Annotated in this window: 11 protein-coding genes; 10 read left to right on the plus strand and 1 reads right to left on the minus strand. The window is 28.4% G+C overall.

What is annotated here, in order from left to right; translation table 11 throughout:
• Positions 1–65: 65 nt before the first annotated feature.
• From GXK56_RS17110 to GXK56_RS17145, 8 genes are all read left to right on the plus strand, one after another.
• Positions 66–710: a TetR/AcrR family transcriptional regulator gene (locus GXK56_RS17110; protein ID WP_160689606.1), complete on the plus strand. Its 645-nt coding sequence runs from the start codon at positions 66–68 to the stop codon at positions 708–710.
• A gap of 77 nt (positions 711–787) precedes the next feature.
• Positions 788–3,328 carry a helix-turn-helix domain-containing protein gene (locus tag GXK56_RS17115; RefSeq protein WP_160689608.1) on the plus strand — a complete coding sequence of 847 codons (2,541 nt, stop codon included), beginning with the start codon at positions 788–790 and terminating at the stop codon, positions 3,326–3,328.
• 355 nt (positions 3,329–3,683) lie between these two features.
• Positions 3,684–5,183, plus strand: a complete 1,500-nt coding sequence (locus GXK56_RS17120) for an ABC transporter substrate-binding protein (RefSeq protein ID WP_160689610.1) — start codon at positions 3,684–3,686, stop codon at positions 5,181–5,183.
• Positions 5,184–5,206: 23 nt separating this feature from the next.
• Entirely contained in the window at positions 5,207–6,931 is a 1,725-nt protein-coding gene (locus tag GXK56_RS17125; protein WP_160689611.1) for a histidine kinase, read from the plus strand.
• Between the two features lie 2 nt (positions 6,932–6,933).
• Positions 6,934–8,529, plus strand: a complete 1,596-nt coding sequence (locus tag GXK56_RS17130; protein WP_160689613.1) for a response regulator — start codon at positions 6,934–6,936, stop codon at positions 8,527–8,529.
• Between the two features lie 268 nt (positions 8,530–8,797).
• Complete coding sequence (locus GXK56_RS17135; protein ID WP_160689615.1) at positions 8,798–10,177, plus strand: MFS transporter; 1,380 nt, start codon at positions 8,798–8,800, stop codon at positions 10,175–10,177.
• A gap of 109 nt (positions 10,178–10,286) precedes the next feature.
• Complete coding sequence (locus tag GXK56_RS17140) at positions 10,287–11,924, plus strand: glycoside hydrolase family 43 protein (protein WP_160689616.1); 1,638 nt, start codon at positions 10,287–10,289, stop codon at positions 11,922–11,924.
• Between the two features lie 307 nt (positions 11,925–12,231).
• The gene (locus GXK56_RS17145) at positions 12,232–14,910 is read left to right on the plus strand and encodes a glycosyl hydrolase (protein WP_160689618.1); all 2,679 of its coding nucleotides are present in this window, start codon (positions 12,232–12,234) and stop codon (positions 14,908–14,910) included.
• A gap of 103 nt (positions 14,911–15,013) precedes the next feature.
• Here the strand turns inward: GXK56_RS17145 and GXK56_RS17150 are convergent, their stop codons facing one another.
• Entirely contained in the window at positions 15,014–15,886 is an 873-nt protein-coding gene (locus GXK56_RS17150; protein WP_160689620.1) for a LysR family transcriptional regulator, read from the minus strand.
• 201 nt (positions 15,887–16,087) lie between these two features.
• Between GXK56_RS17150 and GXK56_RS17155 the strand changes: the two genes are divergently transcribed.
• Together GXK56_RS17155 and GXK56_RS17160 are read left to right on the plus strand one after the other, a co-directional pair.
• Positions 16,088–16,783: a hypothetical protein gene (locus GXK56_RS17155; RefSeq protein ID WP_160689622.1), complete on the plus strand. Its 696-nt coding sequence runs from the start codon at positions 16,088–16,090 to the stop codon at positions 16,781–16,783.
• Positions 16,784–16,961: 178 nt separating this feature from the next.
• Positions 16,962–17,660, plus strand: coding sequence for a YoaK family protein (locus GXK56_RS17160; RefSeq protein ID WP_160689624.1), 699 nt, complete (start codon positions 16,962–16,964; stop codon positions 17,658–17,660).
• The last annotated feature ends 270 nt before the right edge of the window (positions 17,661–17,930 follow it).

A 17,930-nucleotide genomic window follows, 5' to 3' on the forward strand; every position in this document is an offset into this window, starting at 1 on the left:
CTCATTTTGTTATCGTATTTAACAAAAAATAAAAACTGTAATAAAGCGATGGATAGGTGAAAAAAATGAATAACAATTGGCATTTAAATATTAGCAACAAAAATAGAGAAGAAATTATTGAAACTGGGAAAGAATTATTTTTAAAAAATAGTTTTCATGATGTGAAAATAACGGATATTTGCTCTAAGGCTGGAGTAAGCAGGGTTACTTTTTACAAATATTTTAATACTGTGGATGAATTAATATTTGAAGTGCAAATGGATATATTAAAGAGGATGTTAATGTTTATAAAAGATAGAAGTGATTTTACATCCAATGGTAGAGAGAGTCTGAAATCAGTACTTTATGCATGGATAAACTTTGCAAAAGAGCATAAAGAAGAAATGAAATTCATAGTTTCATTTGATCTTTACTATAGCTCTCATGATTTAAATGAAGAATTAAAATTAAAATATAAAAGTTTTACAAAGGAAGATTATAATAAAAGTTTACTCAAACATGCCTTAGAAAAAGGAATTATGGATGGTTCCTTAAGAGAAAATGTAAATGCTTCTAAAACTGGAATGTATATATATCAGACTGTTATGGGATTGCTTCAAAGAATGAGTTATAGTCAGATAACTTTTGAATATGAACCTATTACATTTGAAGAAATTGCAACAGAAATTGTAGCTATAATTATAAGATCTATTGAAAATGGATGTAATTAGAATTATTAAATTAGCTAATTGGGAGGGCATGCAAGTTAAAAGAGGATTAAAATATAGTTTTTAAAGGAGCGTGCAATATGGGTAACATAAGACAAAACACTAATGAAAAAAATAATATACCAGTTATGATCTTTTTAAATAAAGTAAAAAAGATTTCTACTAATGTTCAAAAAAATGTAGAATTTTTATTCGTTTTAAAAGGAGAATTGGAGGTAGTAATAAACAATCAAAAATATAAATTATCAGAATCAGATGTAACATTAATTAATAATGGAGATGTTTATGAAATTTATGGTGAAGGAGAAAATCTCATTTTATTAATGGAAATTGATAATGATTTCTTTAAAGATGTAGCGAAAAGGGAGCAAAGCTTATTTTTATGTAATTCCTCTGTTAATGAAAATGAGCATTATGATGACATCAGAAAGATATTGGCAAAAGTCATGTATGAATACTCGAATAGAGAATATGGATATGATTATAAAATAATGTCATTATTATATGATTTAATATATTTGTTAAATGTGTATTTTGTAATTGCAGATGACTATAAAATGCAGAACTTAGATATTAAAAATAGTAAATATACTGATCGCATAAACAAAATTGTATCATACATTAAACAAAATTATTATCAGCAGATATCTCTGCAGGATGTTGCTGATTCTCAATATTTAACGCCTGAATATTTATCTAAATTTTTTAAGATTCATATGGGGATGACTTTTTCAAAATATCTAAATGAATTTCGTTTGGCTCAAGCTGTAAAAGAGCTTATTCGTACAGATAATTCAGTAACTAAAATTGCAATGAATAATGGTTTTCCTAACTTAGTAGCCTTTAATAAAATCTTCAAAGAAGTATATGATACTACGCCAGCAGAATATAGAAACCAAGTTAGAAGAAAACAAATAAAAACTAATGTGTCTGAAAAAGTGGAGACAGAAGTAACAAAGGTTGATTATAATCAAGCTATTGAAAAATTAACAAAATATGTGGCAGAGGAAGAAGAGAAAAAAATTGTAGATAATAAACCAATTAATTATATAAGTGTAGAAGCAGACATTTATACATCAAAGACTATACAACATACTTGGAGAAATTTAATAAATTTAGGTTATGCTCAGGATGGATTAAGATCAGATTTGCAGCAACACTTAACAGATATTCAAAATAAAATTAAATTTAAATATGCTAGATTTCAAGGGATTTTCAGTGATGAAATGCTTAGCTATGGAGATGATAATGGAAATGAGGATAATTACAATTTTGCTAAAATTGATAAGCTAATAGATTTTTTATATAGTATTAACTTAAAGCCCTTCATTGAATTAGGTAATAAGGCTAAGGTACTTAATCTTGTTTCTGATAAAGTTATGTATTTCAGAAATTCATCAGAAAAGCAGAAAACCTTAAAAGAAGCCTTAGATTTATTGGAGAAATTTATGTTCCATTGTATAAATAGGTATGGAATAAATGAAGTTTCACAGTGGTATTTTGAACTTTGGAAAGAAGGAGACAATGATTATGTTTTTTGGAGCGGACACTTTGATAAATATTTAAATACATTTCTAAATTACTACAACATAATAAAAGAAATAGTACCGGAAGCTAAAATTGGGGGACCAGGTTTTAATCCGGAAGTAAATATGAAACAGTTTAACGAGTTTTTAAAACAAGTAAAAAAAACAAGTATTAAGCTGGATTTCTTATCGATATCAATATATCCATATGAACTAATAGAGGATAGTAAGGTTGAAAAATCAAGTGAAAAAAATAATACAGGAAAGAAATCATATAAAAATGATGAAGGCGACTACTTAACTCATCTTTTGCCCTCTAAGGATAAAAATTATTCAAAAGTAAAATTAGATAAAATACGTAAAATGGTTAAGGAAGCAGGAGTAAATATTCCAGAAATACATGTTACAGAATATAATTCAAGTATATCTCATCGTCATCCAGCTAATGATACTACTTTTAAGGCTGCATATATTGCTAAAAATATTTTAGACAATCTAGATGAAACAGATAGCTTTGGCTACTGGTTCTGCTCAGATGTATCAGGCGAATTAAAGGATTCAAAAAATTTGCTCTATGGAGATATGGGACTCATAAGTGCTAATGGAATAAATAAACCAGGCTTTTACGCATATGAAATGTTAGGAAAACTAGGCAATGATTTAGTACAAAAAGGTGACGGATATATAATAACTAAGAAATCCTTATATAATTTTGAAATCATTACCTATAATTATAAACATTTTGATTATTTTTATTGTTTAAGTGAAGAAACACCTGTTACCTTAGAACAATATTACAATATTTATGAAAATCAAGAAAATTTAAATTTTTTTATAACTTTAAAAGGAACTAAAAAAGGCCGTTATCGTGTGAAAAAGTATATTTTAAATAGAGAACATGGAAGTATCTTTGATGAATGGCTTAATATGAATGCTATTTATAATATTAAAAAAGATGAAATTGACTATTTAAAACAAATTTGTGTACCAAAGCAAACTGTTTTTTATGTAGAAAGTGTAGGTGAATTAAGGTTAGAAAGTTCACTTTCACCACATGAAGTTAATTTTTATGAGATTACTTATGAGTATAGTTAATTGGAAGTATATAAAAGCTACTAATAGAAATGATGAGAATTTTCATTAGTAGGTTGAAAGTTACCCATGATGCATAGCTTTTTATAAGTGTAATAGTTTAAAAAATCTATTGCACTTGTTATCATATAAGGCAATTAAGTGTTGATTTAAGTATAAATCATTTATTGCTTAATGTTTATAAACAATTAAAGGAAAAAGTTTTAAAAAAGGTCGTTTTAGTATAGATATAAGTCAGAATAATTAATGAAATAATAATGTAAAAAATATATAATATTTATTTAAGAAAATATTCGTTATTTTGAAAAGGTTTAAACAAAGTACAACTAGTAAAATAGATACTTATGAGGAGGAAATTATGAGAAAAAAAAGATTTTTATTAATCACATTACTGCTATTTGCCTTATTTCTATCATGCAGCTATGTAAAAAATGAAAATATTAGTATAAAAAATGAAACAACGACAGAATTAAAAATGTGTTTTATTACATTTTCATCTATACCTAAAGACTTGGATTTAGTTAATGCTGAAATAAATAAAATAACAAAGGCAAAGATTAATGCAACAGTAAAAATTGAACCTATAATTTCCTCAGAATATTCTCAACAGATAAACTTAAAACTTAATAGCAATGAAAATTTAGATATGTTTGTAACAGGAACTTTATCAGGAATATTTGATTATCCAATCCTTGCTTCAAAGGGAAAGCTTTATCCTTTGGATGACTTAATAAGAAGTAAGGGAGAAGGTATTAATTTAGCTTTGGGAGAAGAATATTTAAATTCAAGTAAGATTCATGGAAAGATCTATGGAGTACCTACAGTTAAAGATATGACTTCAGGACATGGAGTAAAAATAAAAAAAGAATTATTAGATAAATATAAAATTGATATTGGAAAAATAAAAAATATTGAAGATTTCGAAGAGTTTATGAAGATTATTCATAAAAATGAGCCAAATCAATATTTGGGAGTAATGGGTGGAACATCAATAGTTGATTCTTTTGGAGTAGCGGCCTTTGGGGATAAATTAGTTGACGGATATGGCGTTCTTATGAATTCAGATCAATTAAAAGTAATAGATTACTATGAAACTCCAGAATATGCAGAGATTTTAAAGAAAATAAGAAAATGGTACACTTTAGGATATATCTATCCTGGAATAGTAACTAATAAAGAAAATGACATATTGCTTATGAAAGAAAATAAGCTGTATGGATCTACTGCATATCTAAATCCGTTATCTAAATATTTGGAAACAAAAGCTCTAACATCGCCTGTTGAAATTGTTACAATATATCCAGCTATTAAGAGTACAGCAACTATAACAAATTTTATGTGGGCAATTCCTAGTTATTCTAAAAATACAGAAAAAGCTATGGAATTCCTAAATCTAATGTATACAGATAAAGATATAATTAATTTACTTGGTTATGGGATTGAAGGAATGCACTACAAAAAAGTTGCAGATTCAGAGGAAATTATAGATATGATATCAGATAAGCCTTTTGAACAAAATGGATACAATTTAAATCAAGAGTATATGTTTGGAAATGAATTTATATCTAATATATGGAATGGAAATCCTCCGGATATTTGGAAACAGATTGATAACTTTAATAGGAATTCTGTAAAATCTAAAGCTATGGGATTTGTATTTGATGCAAAACCAGTTGTGGCTGAGTATATGGAAGTGTCTAGAATCGTTTCAGAGTATAAACCTGCTTTAGAAAATGGAGCAGTAGATCCAGAGAAAGTATTACCTGAGTTTATAGGAAAGCTTAAAGCAGCTGGGATTGATAAAATAGTTTCGGAAAAACAAAAACAGCTTGATGAATGGGCAAAAAATAGTAAATAAAATTTAATAGCAGGTGAAGTAGTATGGCTGTAAAAGTAAATAGAGTAATATATAATTCTTTAATTTTTAAACTCATATTAGGAACTTTAATCTTAACAATTCCAATGGTTTTTTTTCTGATATTTGATAATTATTATGCAATAAAAACTTTACACAATAAGGTAGCAGAATATAATAGCAATACAGTTAATTTATATATGAATCAAATTGATTCTGATTTGAATAATATTGATAGTTATATTTTAAACGTCATCACCTTTAATGCAGATGTATTAAACTTAAATAGTGCTGATGAAAATTTAAGAGTATTATCAAAGATAAAATTTCAAAATGAACTTACAAATGCAAGATCTTTATATAAAATGGCAGATGTCTTTTTTGTTTATTCTAAGTCTAGCGGAGATCATTTTAATTCTCACAGCAGTAGAATAAGTTATAATGAAACTTTAAATATATCGGATTTTATTTCTAAAGCAGCTAAGGATAATGTGGATTATAATTCCATGGGATGGATGCCTATATCTATTGGATCGTCTAATTACATTTATAGAATCATATCTGTAGATAATATGTATTTAGGTACTTGGATAAAAGTAGAAACTTTAATGAGTCCTTTGATAAAAATAAATTTACAAAGGGAAGGAAGTATTTTATTTGTAACTTCAGATGGTAAGCCAATGATAAACCAAGAATTCATTAAGAATAATCATATTAATTTGACAGGTGATTTGAGTCATTATTATTTTTCGGGGGAAGAAAACAGCCATATGGTTATAGGTAAACCATCGGAAGTAGGTAAATTTAGTTTAATTGCAGTAACAAATGAAAAGAATATGCTTCAAGGTCTTGATTTAATTCAAACAATAATATTTTTTATAGCAATAATCTCACTTGTTTCAATACCAGTTACTTTGTATATTTTATACAGGTGGATATTTAAACCAGTTAAAAAGTTAGAATATGCGATTAACATGATTGAAAATGGAAATTTAGATTACCGTATAGAAAATCACAAGTTTTCAAATGAATTTCTTGTTGTAAATAAGGCATTTAATAATATGGTTTCTCAAATAAAGCAGTTAAAAATTGAGGTATATGAGGAACAGATACAAAAACAGAAATCTGAACTTGAATACCTTCAAATGCAGATAAGACCGCATTTTTATATAAATGCTCTTAATAATATATATAGTATGGCTCAAATGAAAGAGTTTCAATTAATTCAAGATATGGTGTTATATTTGTCTGATTATTTGAGGTATTTATTTAGAAGCAGTTTTCTATTAGTATCTCTTGAAAGTGAGTTAAAGCATGTGAAAAATTATTTACAGATAGAAAAGATTCATTCGGGAGAAACTTTAGTTTGTAATATAGATGCAGAAGAACATTTAATGATGCTAAAAATACCTCCATTAGTGTTGCAAACTTTTGTTGAAAATATAATTAAGCATGGAATGAAGCCATTTGGTGTAATTACTGTAATGATTAAGATATCTTTAATCAAAAATCAGGATGAAGAATATGCACATATAAAAATTCAAGATAATGGGGCTGGATTTTCTGAGGCGGCTTTAAATCAAATAAATAACTCTATTAATAATAATACAGGAGAAAAAATTGGTATATGGAATGTGAAGCAAAGGCTGAATCTTATATATGGAGAAAGGTGCCAAATAATAGCAAGTAATAATGACAATATGGGGGCTTGTATTGATATTTATATACCAGTAGAAAAAGAGGTGAAATAAGCATGAACATAATTATTGTAGATGATTCAATACAAACAGTAAAAGCTATAAATGCTTCAATTGAATGGGAAAAGCTTGGAATAACAAAAGTTTATACTGCATATAACATATCTCAGGCTAAAGAAATCGTAGAAAATAATGATATACAGATTATCATTTGTGATATTGAGATGCCTCATGGAAGTGGATTAGAACTAATTGAATGGGTAAAAGTAAATTCCCCCCAAACAGAAAATATTTTATTAACCTGCCATGCAGAATTTGAGTATGCTAAACGAGCAATTGAACTTGGAAGCTTTGATTATTTAGTAAAGCCAATACCTTTTAAAGAATTAGAAAATAAGATTTCACAATTGATATCTAAGATTCAAGCAAGTAGCAAATTAAAAAAGCATAGTGAATATTGGAACAATAGCCAAAAGCAAATTGAAGGATTTTTTTGGTATGAACTTATAACAGGAAAAATAACAGGTGATTGTGAAGAAATTGAAGCATACGCAAAGAAGAAAAATGTTAGTTATAATAAAGAAATTAAATATCTTTTAATCTTGCTTACTAAGAAGCGTGTAATTAGTAGATTGGAGGAATGGAATGAAAACTCTTTATCGTTTGCTCTGGAGAATATTGCTAAAGAGATAATATTAAACGAAATACCTTCAAGTAATATGACAGTATGGGAAGAGGAAATAATAATAATTGTACCAGAAATAGATAATAAAGAAACTAATTTAGAAAATATCAAGAAAAGCTGTATTAATTATATTATTGAGTGTAACAAATATTTAGGGTGCAGCATGACAAGTTATATAGGAAGATATGTAAGTGGTCAGGATTTAGCAGAAGAATTCACTGAACTTCAAAGTTTAGACAAAAATAATGTATCATTTATAAGCAAGGTAATTGACTTAAATAACAGTAAATTAAATGAAGATAAAGAAAAAGAAATCTTATTACCTAATATTAGTGAATGGTCTTTGATGCTTTATAATGGTGAAAGTGAAAATGCAGTGAAAGAAGTAAAAAAGTATATTGATGAACTTGTAAAAGCTGAAAGGATTAACAGAAGAATGCTGAATAATCTTCATCAGGATATTTTACAAATGCTGTATTCTTTTTTAGAGCAAAAAGGGATACAGGCACATCAGCTTTTTGATGATGAAGAATCTGAAGTCTTATATGTTAAGGCAACAAAGTCAATAGATGGAATGATAAAATGGGTAACTTATGTTTTTAATAAATCTGTCAGTTATGTTGAAGAAGTTACTAAATCACAAACAGTAATTGAAAAGGTAAAAACATATATTAAAGAGAATTATAATAAAGATATTTCAAGAGAGGATATTGCCAATCATGTTTTTTTAAATCCAGATTATTTATCAAGAATTTTTAAGAAGGCTACAGGATTATCTTTAACTGAATATCTTACAGAGCAGAGAATAGAAAAATCAATGCAACTTCTTACAACAACTAATACTCAAATTAGCAGCATTGCAGATGAAGTTGGATACAATAATATGAACTATTATTCGAAAATATTCAAAAAGCTAACAGGAACAACTCCTGTAGAATATAGGAAAAAGAGTCAAAATAGAATTTAAGTAAGGTGGATTTCACGTATTCAAGTATGTGGAATCCACCTTTATTGATGTTGGATAATATAAATTCTTTTTAATCTCATGTGATTTTAATGTTGTAGAGTTCAAAAATGAAAATGTCACAAAAGTTGCAGTTAAAGTCTGATTAGTTAATGAAAGAAAAAGCAGTAAACATTAAAATGAAATCATAAGGTAAAACCTTTACAAATGGACCCGTATTAAAAACAAAAGATTATTTAGTCAAGAAAAGAATAAGTAGGAGGAATTAATAATGCAAAATGTAATCGTTAATCAAGAGGCGGAAACAAGTCAAGGAAAACTTAGTTTTATGACTAAGTTAAGTTATGGATTAGGTGAATTTGCTTGCAGTGTAGTTTGGAGTTTAGTTTCATCATATCTTTTATTTTTTTATACAGATGTTTTTGGTTTGGCTGGTGCTGTAATTGCTATACTACTATTAGTAGCAAGAGTATGGGATTGTTTTGTAGATCCAATGTTAGGATTAATTATGGAACGTACTAAAAGTAGATTTGGACGTTTTAGGCCATATATTTTATTTGGATCAATATCACTTGGATTATTTAATATATTAACTTTCTATACTCCACAATTTAGTGGAACAGGAAAAGCAGTATATGCATGTGTTACTTATTTATTACTTGGTACATTTCACTCAGTTGTTAACGTTCCATATGGTGCTTTGGCTACAGTTATGACAAGAGATACTAATGAAAGAACTAATTTAAATGCTTTTAGAGGAGTATTTGGACAAGTAGCTGGTATTGTTACTGGGGCTACAGTAATGCCTTTAATAACAATTTTAGGCAAAGGAAATAATCAAAATGGATATTTTTATGCTGCAATAGTATTATCAGTAATTTCAATGCCAATGCTTTTCTTAACTTTTAAAAACTGTAAAGAAGTTATTGAACCTATGAAAGAAGAAAGACCAAGTGTTAAAGAATCATTATTGGCAGTTGTTAAGAACAAACAGCTATTACTTGTATTATCATGTTTAGCTATATCTTTATTTGCTGTATTTGGAAGAATAGGAGTTGTAATGTATTACGCAATATATGTTTTAGGACGTCCTGATTTAATTGCAGTTATGTTTACAACCTTGTCTATAGCAGGAGTTTGTGGGGCATTTGTACTTCCATTCATTGCAAAGTTCTTTGAAAAGAAAACAGTTTTAGGTCTTGGAAATGTATTATCAGGAATTTCATTTATTGCATTATTCTTTACACCAGCTTCAAATATTACAGTAATAATTGGTCTTACATTTGTTGGATGCTTATCAATAGGATTTTCATCAATGATGTTTAGTATGGTAGGTGACTGCATTGATGATTATCAAGTAAAGAGTGGACTTAGATCAGACGGTGCTATTTATTCATTCACAAGTTTAACAACTAAAATTGTAAATGCTATAGTAGGATCTTTAAGTGTAGCTGTTTTAGGATTGATAGGTTATGTAGCTAATGCACAGCAAACTCCAGAGACAATTAAAGGGTTAAATATGTTAGTAAATTTGGTACCAGGTGTAATATATTTAGTTGCATTAATACCATTATTCTTTTATACATTATCAAAAGCCAAAGCTACAGAAAATACAAACATATTAATTGAAAGACAAAAAGCTTCAAATTAATAATTAAGCTCATACATTAAATTTTGGAGGAATTATTGGTGGGTATACTAGTATTCCTCTAAAATTTTCTGATTTTGTACAATTAGAAAAGAGAAAGGATTGAAAGTATATGACAGAAAGAAAAATAAAAAATCCTATTATACCAGGATTTTATCCAGATCCATCAATTTGTAGAGTAGGAGATGATTTTTATTTAATATGTTCCAGTTTCGAAATGTATCCTGGAATACCAATTTTTCATAGTAAGGATTTAGCGAACTGGGAGCAGATAGGAAATGCTTTGACTAAAGATAATGGCTTTCATGTGGAATTTAATTCAATGGTTGGTGGTGTTATGGCGCCTACAATTCGTTATAATAACGGCACATTTTATATAATAAATGCAAACTTTTGTGATAAGGGTAATTTTATTATTACAGCAAAAGATCCAAAGGGTCCATGGTCAGAACCACATTGGTTAACAGATGTTCTAGGGATTGATGCTTCCTTTTTCTTTGATAATGATGGAAAAGCTTGCGTTATGGGTACAGGAGATGTATGGGATAATGGTGCTGGTGTAAAGGAAAGAGGAATCTGGCTTGCTCCATATGATATGGAAAACTTTAAATTAGCAGGAGAGCCAGTAACGATTTTTAATAGTGCACTAAGAGGAGGCTCTGCACCAGAAGCTCCACATATTTATCATATTGGAGATTACTATTATCTAATGATCGCTGAGGGGGGAACTGAGCATTATCACGCAGTAATGGTAGCAAGAAGTAAGGAGTTATTTGGATGGTATGAAGGATGCCCAGCAAATCCTGTAATGACTCATAGACATTTTGGATTTAAATCTCCAATTATAAACGTAGGACATGCAGATTTTGTTGAAACACAAAATGGAGAATGGTATGCTGTAATGCTTGCTTCTAGACTGATTGATGATGAATATAAGAATTTAGGAAGAGAAACTTTTATTTGCCCGGTAGTGTGGGAGAGAGAATGGCCTATATTCAGTCCAGGAACAGGAAAATTAGAATGGGAATATCCAGCAGCTTCTCTGCCATGGACAGAATTTGAAAAAAGTGAAAAAGACTTGGAAGATTTTGATGAGGAAAGTGAACTTGGAATGACATGGGTATTACTTGGAACTCCATATGAGCAATTTTACAAGATATCTAACTCAAAACTATCTTTAAAATGCCTAAAAGAAAATATGACACCAGTAATCAAACCTCTTTCATTTAATCCTGAAATATGTAAAGACCGAATTATTAGTTTTGTAGGAAAGAGACAAATTTATATTGATTTTTCAGTATTTACAAAGATGAGTTTTATTCCACAAGAAGGAGAGGCGGCAGGCTTGGTTATAATGCAGGCTATGCATCATCAGCTACGTTTAGAACGTACTTGTGAAAATGGGCAGCAGCTTTTAAAATTAATAATTTCTACAACAGATTATGATAGACCACCATATATCCCAGACTTTACATATGAGCACAAGGAAGAAATAATTGCATGTGTACCATGTGATGATATTGAACTTATTCTAGGGTTTAATGCAAATCATGAAAATTATGATTTTGTATACGGAACTGACTTAGAAAACCTGAAATGCCTTGCAGAAAACGTGGATTGTGGAAGAATTAATCCAGAAAAAGTTGGCTGTATGGCGGGCACATTAATTGGTATGTTTGCTACAGCAAATGGTAAAGAAAGTGATAATGATGCAGAATTTGATTGGTTTGAAATGAAAAAGGCAAAATAAGATTATTTATAAATAAAGTATAAAATAGTAAATTTAAATGACTAATTAATATAGCGAAAAATATATATTAGTAAAGCGTATCTTAAAATGTATATAAACAATTTTGGGATACGCTATTTTTATTTAATAGTCGTAAAAGTTATGATTAATGTCTGATTAATTAATGAAAACGGTGTTTTGAAGTATTACAATTAAATTGAAAAATAAAATAGTAAGTTTGTTTATATAGATATTGTTTTGTAACTATAAACATAAAGTAAGTTTTTATAAGAATTTCACATTTAACTATATATTATGGAGGTCGATTATGAAAAAGACAATTGAAGAATTAAAAAGCGGAAAAAGCGATAATTATATTCTACCTTTTTTATGGATGCGTGGAGAAGAAGAACATGTGATTCGTGAAGAAATGGAGAAAATATATGAAAGTGGTATTAAGGCAGTATGTGTTGAAGCTAGACCACATCCAGATTTTGCAGGACATAAATGGTGGCATGACTTAGATATTGTTATGGATGAAGCAAAGAAAAGAAATATGAAAGTTTGGGTATTAGATGATGCACATTTTCCAACAGGATATGCTAATGGATTGATTGAAAAAAAATATCCTGAAAGAAGAAAAACTTATATTAATTATAATGTAGTGGATGTAATCGGTGCGCAAGATGAAGTAAGTGTTCATTTTACACCAATGCTTAAGCCTAGAACTTCATTTTTGGATTTTGGAAAACAAAAAGATGTAGAAGAACAAAAAAAGAATAAGTTAGTTAGTGTTGTAGCTGCAAGATTGATTAGAGATGGAGATATTCATGAAGAATTAGTTGATTTAACTGATAAAGTAGTGGGTAATTTCTTAACATGTAAATTACCAGCAGGTGCTTGGAGGATATATGTTGTTTATGAAACTAAAACTGATGGTGGCGATAATAGATATATAAATATGGTTGATAAAGAATCTGTAAGTACTCAGCTAGAAGCTGTATATGAGCCACATTTTGAACATTATAAAGAAGACTTTGGAAAGACTTTTGCAGGATTCTTTTCAGATGAGCCAGCCTTTGGTAATGTAATTGGATTTGACTTTGATGAATCAATTGGTAGAAGAGATATGCCTCTTCCATGGAGTGAAGAAGTTAAAGAAATGCTTAAAGATTCATTAGGTAGTAAGTGGAATTTATACTTACCATATTTATGGATAGGCACAATTGAAATGAATGATTGCGTTAATGCTAGATATACTTATATGGATATTATTACACGTTTATATGAAAAGAATTTTAGCGGTCAATTAGGTAAATGGTGTGAAAATCATGGTGTTGAATATATAGGGCATGTTGTTGAAGATAGTAATCAACATAGTAAACTTGGAAGTGGGGCTGGAGATTTCTTTAGAGCAATAGGCGGTCAGCATATGGCAGGAATTGATGTTATTGGAGGTCAAATAATTCCTGGTGGAGCAGGTCTTGAAAGAATTTCTATAACAAAAGGGGATGGAGAGTTCTATCATTATGCTTTAGGAAAATTAGGAGCTTCTAGTGGTCACCTTGATCCAAAGAAAAAAGGAAGAACTATGTGTGAGCTTTTTGGTGCATATGGTTGGAAGCTTGGTGTTAGGGATATGAGATATATCACAGATCATCTACTTGTTAGAGGTATAAATTATCTTGTACCACATGCATTTTCAATGGCTGAATATCCAGATCATGACTGCCCTCCACATTTTTATGCAAGAGGAAATAACCCACAGTTTAGACATTTCGGTAATTTGATGAAGTATGCCAATCGTATGTGTCATATATTAAATGGAGGAAAGCATATAGCGCAGGCAGCTATTTTATATCATGGTGAAAGCGAATGGGCTGGGGACTTTATGAAGATGCAAAAACCAGCAAGAGAATTAACTGAAAATCAAATTGAATTTGATTTTGTTTCTATGGATATGCTTAATAATCTTGAAGATTATAATGGGAAAATAGAAAATGGAATATTAAATATTAATAATGTTGAATTTAAGTGTTTAGTAGTTCCTTATAGCCAATATATAACAAAGGAATTAGCAAACTTTATAAAAGTTGCAAAAGGACTAGAAATAATATTTGTAGATGCTATGCCACAAGGAATTACAAATGAAACTAGTGAAACAGATCAAGCAGAATTAATGAAAATCTGTGAAAGTTGTAAAGTAATAAAATTAGAAGAACTTGCAGATGTATTACAAGAAAAAGGATTTAATGAAGTTAAGTTGAAAAATAAATTTTCTGATTTAACATATTATCACTATTTTAAAGATGGAAACATATATATGTTCCAAAACGAATCAGCTCATGAAACTTTTAGAGGAGAAATTGAGTTGACTATTGGAAAAAATGCTGTTATATATAATGGATTGGAAAATGAATTTGAAAAATTAACTGTCTATACTGAAAATGGAAAGAGCAGTATTTTTATAGAATTAAAACCTTGTAAATCTTGTATAATACTTGAAAATACAGATGGATATGATGAAATTATTGAAGATTACTTACCAATGTCAGATAAAATTAGTAATTGTAAGAATAGCATTGATTTATCAAGTGACTGGAACTATTCAATGATTAAGAATAAAGAATATCCTAATTTCGGTAAAATGACTAAAATGGATAAGTTAGCTCCAATTTCTCATGAAGATCCTTTATTTGCAGGTTTAATAAGATATGAAAAGACAATAGAAATTGATGAAGTAAAAGATGACGCTTATTTAAGTTTTGAATATGTATATGAAGCAATGGAGTTATGGATTAATGATAAATATGTAGGTATGAAGATTTGTCCACCTTATATTTATAATATAGGCAAGTATTTAAAGAAAGGCAAAAATACAATTCGTGCAGAAGTTGCTACTACTTTAGATAGAGATCGTTTTACAATGCCAGAGCCACCGTTTATTTTATGGCATGATTCAATTGATCCAACAGGAATGTATGGAGAAATAAAATTAAATATGTAATAAAATTTATTCAAATACCTATATAGCAATACTGTTATATAGGTATTTGAATTTATAATATTTATAAGTGAAAAGTAAGATTTTGCTTCTACTTTTAGCTAATTCATGAAGATAAAAATGTTTCTAAAAAATGCTTGGCTACAGAAGATAAATAATGATTTTTAGCCCATATAACTTCAGATCTTGTTATTAAAGAAGGCTCATTTATCTCACTATATTTTAAATTGATACTTTGGGAGATATCAATCCAATCTTTAGGAACTATTGTGATGCCCATTCCAGTACTAGCCCATAATAAGAGAGATCTTGCATCATTAATTTCACAAAGCATTCTAGGTTTAAAATTATATTTTTCACATGCATCAAAAATCATTTTTTTAAATTTTGTACTTATTAATAAAGGCTTACCTTCAAGTTCTGAAAGATTAATGGAATGTTTGTTAGAATTGTTAAAATGAAAATTGTTACAATATACTGCAATCATAGGTTCAGAGGGTAAGTGGATGGACTCAAAATCATCAGAGTTGAACGGAGTTCTCACTATGCCAATTTCGATTAATCCAACTTTTAATTGTTCTAGAATTTCAATAGTATTACTTTCTTTTATTATAAAATCAACATTAGGATAAGTTTTATGAAATTCATTAACTTTTTTTAGTAAAAGAGTATCACTTTTAGCAGATATTGATCCAATTGATAAAGTTCCTGTTATTCCTTCATTTATATCCTTTAATTCTTTTAGAGTAGTTTCCAATAAATTTATCATTTGTTCACTACGTTTTTGTAATAGCTTGCCAGCTTCTGTTATTTGAAATTTGCGAGTAGTTCTTTGAATTAATTTAGTATTTAATTCATCTTCTAAAAGTTTTAGTTGTTGACTTAAGTGTGGTTGGGCTATATGAAGTCTTTCAGCAGCTTTGGTTATATTTTCTTCCTTTAGTATTTCCAAAAAATAATTAAGTTGTTTAAAGTCCATATGATATATCACCTCAATATATATACAGAAATATGTATATATGTAATAGTATATAGTTATTTTTTATATTAATAATCCTTTGTTATAATGATAGTAGTAATTAGAGATAAAGTCAAAACTAATGAAAAGTAGCCTTATAAAGCCATGTTTATTATGGTATTGAATAAAAATTAAATTAAATGTTAAAGGATGTATTTGATAATGAAAAAAATATATAAGTATATAAAATTAAATGAACAATATGTTTATAGAATTATTATGTTGAGTTTAGGAATTGTAATATCTGCATTTGGTATGACACTGCTTATAAAATCAGATTTGGGCCAAAGCACCATATCTGGAATTAGCAGTAATATTGGAATTGTTACTAATATTAAAACTGGCACTGTATTAGCTGGAATTAATTATATTTGCTTTATTGGACAAATTATTTTATTGAGACATGATTTTAAACCAGTTCAAATAGTACAATTGTTAGTTACTACTTTGTTTGGTTATATTGTGAATTTATTTTTGTATGATGTAGGATTTATAGCTAATTTAGAAGTAGGCAATTACGGATTTAAATGCTTTATTTTATTTGTTGGAATTATATTTATGGCTTATGGTGTTAGTTTAATGATGATAGCAAATTTAACTTTCATGCCATTTGAAGGCCTTTGCAATGTAATTGCATTAAAATTACATAAACAATTTGGTACTATAAGACGGTATGTAGACATATTTTTTGTTATTCTATCTTTGGTAATAATTGTTATTTTTAATATACCAAATACAACTGTCCGCGAAGGGACTATAATTTATACATTGGTATTTGGACCTTTAGTAAATTTGTTTATGAAATTGATTAATACATCAATTATTCAAAGTAATAACAAATGTATTAACCAAATATAAAGAATTTATATAATAGAAAAATCTATTGGGACAAATTAAAGATAATTATGTTTAAGGAGGAAAAGGTAATTCATGGTGATATTTATATAAATGAAGTGGAGAAATAAAAAGCAATATATGAGTTTAAGATGACAAGAAGTTTAATCAAAAAATTGTAATTTATAGGAGGTTGCAATAGTTGGAATGCAAAATTATTAACATAGTAAGTAAAAAAAGTAGTCTACATTCTAATCATAAGATTCATGAATCTGTTAGATTGGGTATACTTCTTGCAATCATTGGTGGATTTCTAGATGCTTATACATTTGTTGGGCGAGGTGGAGTTTTCGCTAATGCACAAACAGGAAATATTGTATTACTTGGAGCATGTGCTGCTAAAGGTCAATTTAAAGAGGCAATAAAACATATTCCACCTATATTGGCTTGCATAACTGGAGTAATTACAGTGGAATCAATAAAAAAATATTCATCAAAATTATTTTCAACAGACTGGAAACAAATGGTGTTGATTATTGAAATTTTAATGGTTATTATTGTTGGATTTATACCAAAGAATATTTCTAATATTGTTGTGACAGTTATAATTTCGTTTGTTGCATCTATACAAGTATCTTCATTTCGTACCCTGGTTGATTCTCCATATGCTACGACTATGTCAACAGGCAATTTGCGCTCAGCTTCTCAAGCAGCTTTTATTGCTTTTACAGAAAAAGATAAAAATTCAGCAATTAAATCAATACGCTATTTTATAATAATTTTTTCCTTTATATTTGGAGCTTTTGGCGGTGGAATACTAACACTAAAATTTGCTGAAAAGGCTATATGGTTTGTACCAATTGTGTTGGTTTTAGCTTTAATAATTCTTAAAAAAGATTGAATATATGAGGAAAGAAAATTGGAAAGTTATAGATAATGCAAATGGTTCACAAATGATTTTACTGTAAAAGTAATGCTGAATTAAAAACTGGAGATATACTTGTAAAAAGTAAGGAATTATAATTTCAAAATATTATGCAAGTAAAAGTTACATAATTGTAAATAACATGTGCTTCGAAATTGCAGGCTAATCTGTTAATATATCCATAATCAATACTTTCACCTATATTAGGCCGCAAGTTGTTTTTACAAAACTTTATAGAGAAAGTAG

The organism is Clostridium sp. C2-6-12 (assembly GCF_009928485.1).
In the GTDB taxonomy this organism is placed as follows: Bacteria; Bacillota; Clostridia; order Clostridiales; family Clostridiaceae; genus Clostridium.